We start from the raw sequence: 3,295 nt of genomic DNA on the forward strand, positions 1-3,295 counted from the left end.
TGGTGGCCAGCGAAGTGCGCAGCCTGGCCCAGCGCAGCGCCGTGGCAGCGCGCGAGATCAAGGAACTGATCAGCACATCGGTCGAGCACGTGGAGAGCGGCGCCGGCCAGGTGGGCCAGGCCGGCAAGACCATGGAAGAAATCGTGAACGCCGTGGGCCAGGTGAGCGCGCTGCTGGGCGAGATCTCGCATGCGCTGCGCGAGCAGAGCGACGCCATCAGCCACGTGAATGCTGCCGTGTCGCACATGGACGGCACCACCCAGGAGACGGCGGCCCGGGTGCAGACGGCGGTGTCCACGGCCGCCGCCCTCACCGCGCAGGCGCGCGACCTGGAGCAGGCGGTCGGAGCGTTCAAGCTGTAGCGCCGTCTGCTGCCTCGCACCGTCTGGCTGATGACGGGCGCGGCCAGGCGATGGCAATGTGAGCCCGGGCGAGTGTGGGTTGCGCCGTGCGCCGTGTCGTGGAGCCGGCGCCCAGGGGCGCGCACCCATGGGCCGGGCTGAGGCCGTGGAACCGGCGCCTACAGTCCCAGCGCCTGCAGGCTGCCGCGCCCTTCGCGCAGCACCTCGGGGTCGCCACCTTCGCCCATGGGGGTCAGGTCGACCACTGTCGTGGGCTCCAGCGGGCAGGCACCGGCGTCCACGATGGCGTCCAGCAGCTTTTCGTAGCGCTGGCGGATCTCCTGCGGGTCGTTCAGGGGCTCGCTCTCGCCGGCCGGAATCAGCGTGGTGGCCAGCAGGGGTGCGCCGTGCAGCTCCAGCAGCAGCTGCAGCCCCTTGCGATCGGGCACGCGCAGGCCGATGGTCTTGCGCGAGGGGTGGCTCACGCGGCGGGGCACTTCCTTGGTCGCTTCGAGGATGAAGGTGTAGGGGCCGGGCGTGGCCTGCTTGAGCAGGCGGTACTGGCGGTTGTCCACGCGGGCATAGTTCGCCAGCTCCGACAGGTCGCGGCACAGCAGCGTGAGGTGGTGCTTGTCATCCACCTGCCGGATGCGGCGTAGGCGGTCCACCGCGTCCTTGTCGTCCAGGTGGCACACCAGGGCATAGCTCGAATCGGTGGGCACGGCCAGGATGCCGCCCTTTTGCAGCAGCATGGCGCCCTGCTTGAGCAGGCGCGGCTGGGGGTTGTCGGGGTGGACTTCGAAATACTGGGCCATGGGCTTTCAGGTGCCGGGCGGCTGGATGCGGTGGGCCAACAGCTCCCACACGGGCGTGAGCGCACCGGGCAGCAGCGGCAGCGTGCCCAGGTCGGTATGGGATTCGTCGGGGCTGTGGAAGTCGCTGCCGCGCGAGGCGGCCAGGCCGAACTCCTGCGCCATGTCGGCATAGGTCACATATTCGGCCGCCGTGTGGCTGCCGGTGACCACCTCCACGCCGCGGCCGCCGTGCTGCTTGAATTCGGAAAACAGCGCGTACTCTTCGTTGGCGCTGAACTTGTAGCGTGCGGGGTGCGCAATCACGGCCATGCCGCCGGCCTGGGTGATCCAGCGCACGGCATCGCCCAGCGACGCCCAGCGGTGCGGCACATAGCCCGGCTTGCCTTCGGTGAGGAACCGGCGGAACACCTCGGGCGTGTCGCGGCACACGCCAGTTTCCACGAGGAACCGCGCAAAGTGCGTGCGCGAGATCAGGTCGGGGTTGCCCACGAACTTCAGGGCGCCTTCAAACGCGCGGGGGATGCCCACCTTCGCCAGCTGGTCCGCCATGTCCTTCGCGCGTTCGGCGCGCCCGCCGCGCGTGGCCGCAAGGCCCCGGGCCAGCTGTTCATCGTCCGGATCAAAGCCCAGCCCCACGATGTGCACCGTGGTGTCGGCAAAGGTGACGGAGATTTCGGTGCCTGTGAGGTAGGCCATGCCCTGGGCGCGGGCGGCTGCGGCGGCGCGGTGCTGGCCGCCGATCTCGTCATGGTCCGTGAGGGCCCACAGCTCAACGCCGTTGGCCCGCGCGCGGGCCGCCAGCGCCTCGGGCGTGAGGGTCCCGTCAGACACCACGGAGTGGCAGTGCAGGTCGGCGTTCAGGTAGGAGGTCACCGATTCATTCTACGGGTTTGTCCCGGGGGGCGCCTTTCGCGCGCCGGGGCCGCGCTGGCGTAGGCTATTGGAGGGCCACGAATGTAAGTGCATGTAAACGAAGTGGGCACGAGGCCCGTTCAGCACCGGTTAACCAGGAAAAGAATCTATGCAACTCAACAACATCCGTGTCTCGCGCAAGCTGTGGGGCGCCTTTCTGGCGCTGATGCTGGCCATGCTGGTGATCTCGGGGTTCCAGCAATACCGGGCCAACAGCTCCATGTCACGGGCGCTCGATACGGTCGTCGAGATCGAGGAGCGCATCTCGGCCGCCGTGCGCTGGCGTGGCGCCACCGAAACGGCGGTCAACATGGTGATGGGCGGCGCCGTGACCACCGACGCCGTGCTGGCGCAGCAGTACGACGCCAAGGTCAAGGAAATCATCGGCAGCATCAACAAGATCCAGGAAGGCATCGTGGCGTCTGCCACGGCGCCCGAGGAAAAAGCCGCCATCGCCAAGGTGCTGGACGAGCGCAAGCGCGTGCTGGCGGCCACTGCCAAGGCCTGGGAGCTCAAGGGCGCGGGCGACGCCGTTGAGACCCAGCGTTTTGCCGACAACGAGTTCGCCCCCCTGGTGACCGCCTATCTCAAGGCGCAGGACGACTTCGTGCTGGTCCTGCAGCAGCGCCGCGACGCCATCCGCGCCGAGGCCACCGAGCGCCGCATCTCGTACGCCATCCAGGGCCTGCTGATCTCTCTGGCGCTGATCGTGGTGATGCTGCTGCTGGCGCGCCAGCTGGTGCGCTCCATCACCGACCCGCTGGACCAGGCCGTGGACGCGCTCGACGCCATCGCGGGCGGCGACCTCACGCGCGATCTGCAGTCCACCCGCAAGGACGAGTTCGGACACATGCTGCGCTCGCTCTCGGCCATGGCGGGGCGCCTGCGCGGCGTGGTCAGCGAGGTGCGCACGGGCGTGGAGTCGGTCTCGGCCGCGTCCATCGAAATCGCCAACGGCAACCAGGACCTGTCGGCCCGCACCGAGCAGACGGCGTCGAACCTGGAGGAAACCGCAGCCAGCATGGAAGAACTCACGGCCACCGTCAGCCAGTCGGCCGACACCGCGCGCCAGGCCAACCAACTGGCGGGCACCGCGGCCCAGGCGGCAGCGCGCGGCGGCGAGGTGGTGGGCCAGGTGGTCACCAGCATGCAGCAGATCACCGACAGCTCGCGCAAGATCAACGACATCATCGGCGTGATCGATGGCATCGCCTTCCAGACCAACAT

Annotated in this window: 4 protein-coding genes; 2 read left to right on the forward strand and 2 right to left on the reverse strand. The window is 68.8% G+C overall.

Annotated features, from left to right (window positions below; genetic code table 11):
* On the forward strand, nucleotides 1-362 hold a 362-nt coding region (locus ACOQFS_RS06820; protein ID WP_421562147.1), incomplete at its 5' end, for a methyl-accepting chemotaxis protein.
* 158 nt (nucleotides 363-520) lie between these two features.
* On the opposite strand, the gene ACOQFS_RS06825 is transcribed toward ACOQFS_RS06820, so the two are convergent.
* Nucleotides 521-1,156, reverse strand: coding sequence for an L-threonylcarbamoyladenylate synthase (locus ACOQFS_RS06825; protein ID WP_421562148.1), 636 nt, complete (start codon nucleotides 1,154-1,156; stop codon nucleotides 521-523).
* A gap of 6 nt (nucleotides 1,157-1,162) precedes the next feature.
* A complete protein-coding gene (locus tag ACOQFS_RS06830) occupies nucleotides 1,163-2,029 on the reverse strand; it encodes a 3',5'-nucleoside bisphosphate phosphatase (protein WP_421562149.1) in 867 nt (288 codons plus the stop codon).
* 148 nt (nucleotides 2,030-2,177) lie between these two features.
* On the opposite strand from ACOQFS_RS06830, the gene ACOQFS_RS06835 reads away from it, so the two are divergent.
* A partial coding sequence (locus tag ACOQFS_RS06835) for a HAMP domain-containing protein (RefSeq protein WP_421562150.1) occupies nucleotides 2,178-3,295 on the forward strand: 1,118 nt, incomplete at its 3' end.

The sequence above is a fragment of the Paracidovorax sp. MALMAid1276 genome (assembly GCF_049198005.1).
Classification (GTDB): domain Bacteria; phylum Pseudomonadota; class Gammaproteobacteria; order Burkholderiales; family Burkholderiaceae_C; genus Acidovorax.

Excerpts from the sequence above, each read along its gene's own strand:
- ACOQFS_RS06825 (WP_421562148.1), bottom strand. The coding sequence starts at position 1,156 with ATGGCCCAGTATTTCGAAGTCCACCCCGACAACCCCCAGCCGCGCCTG.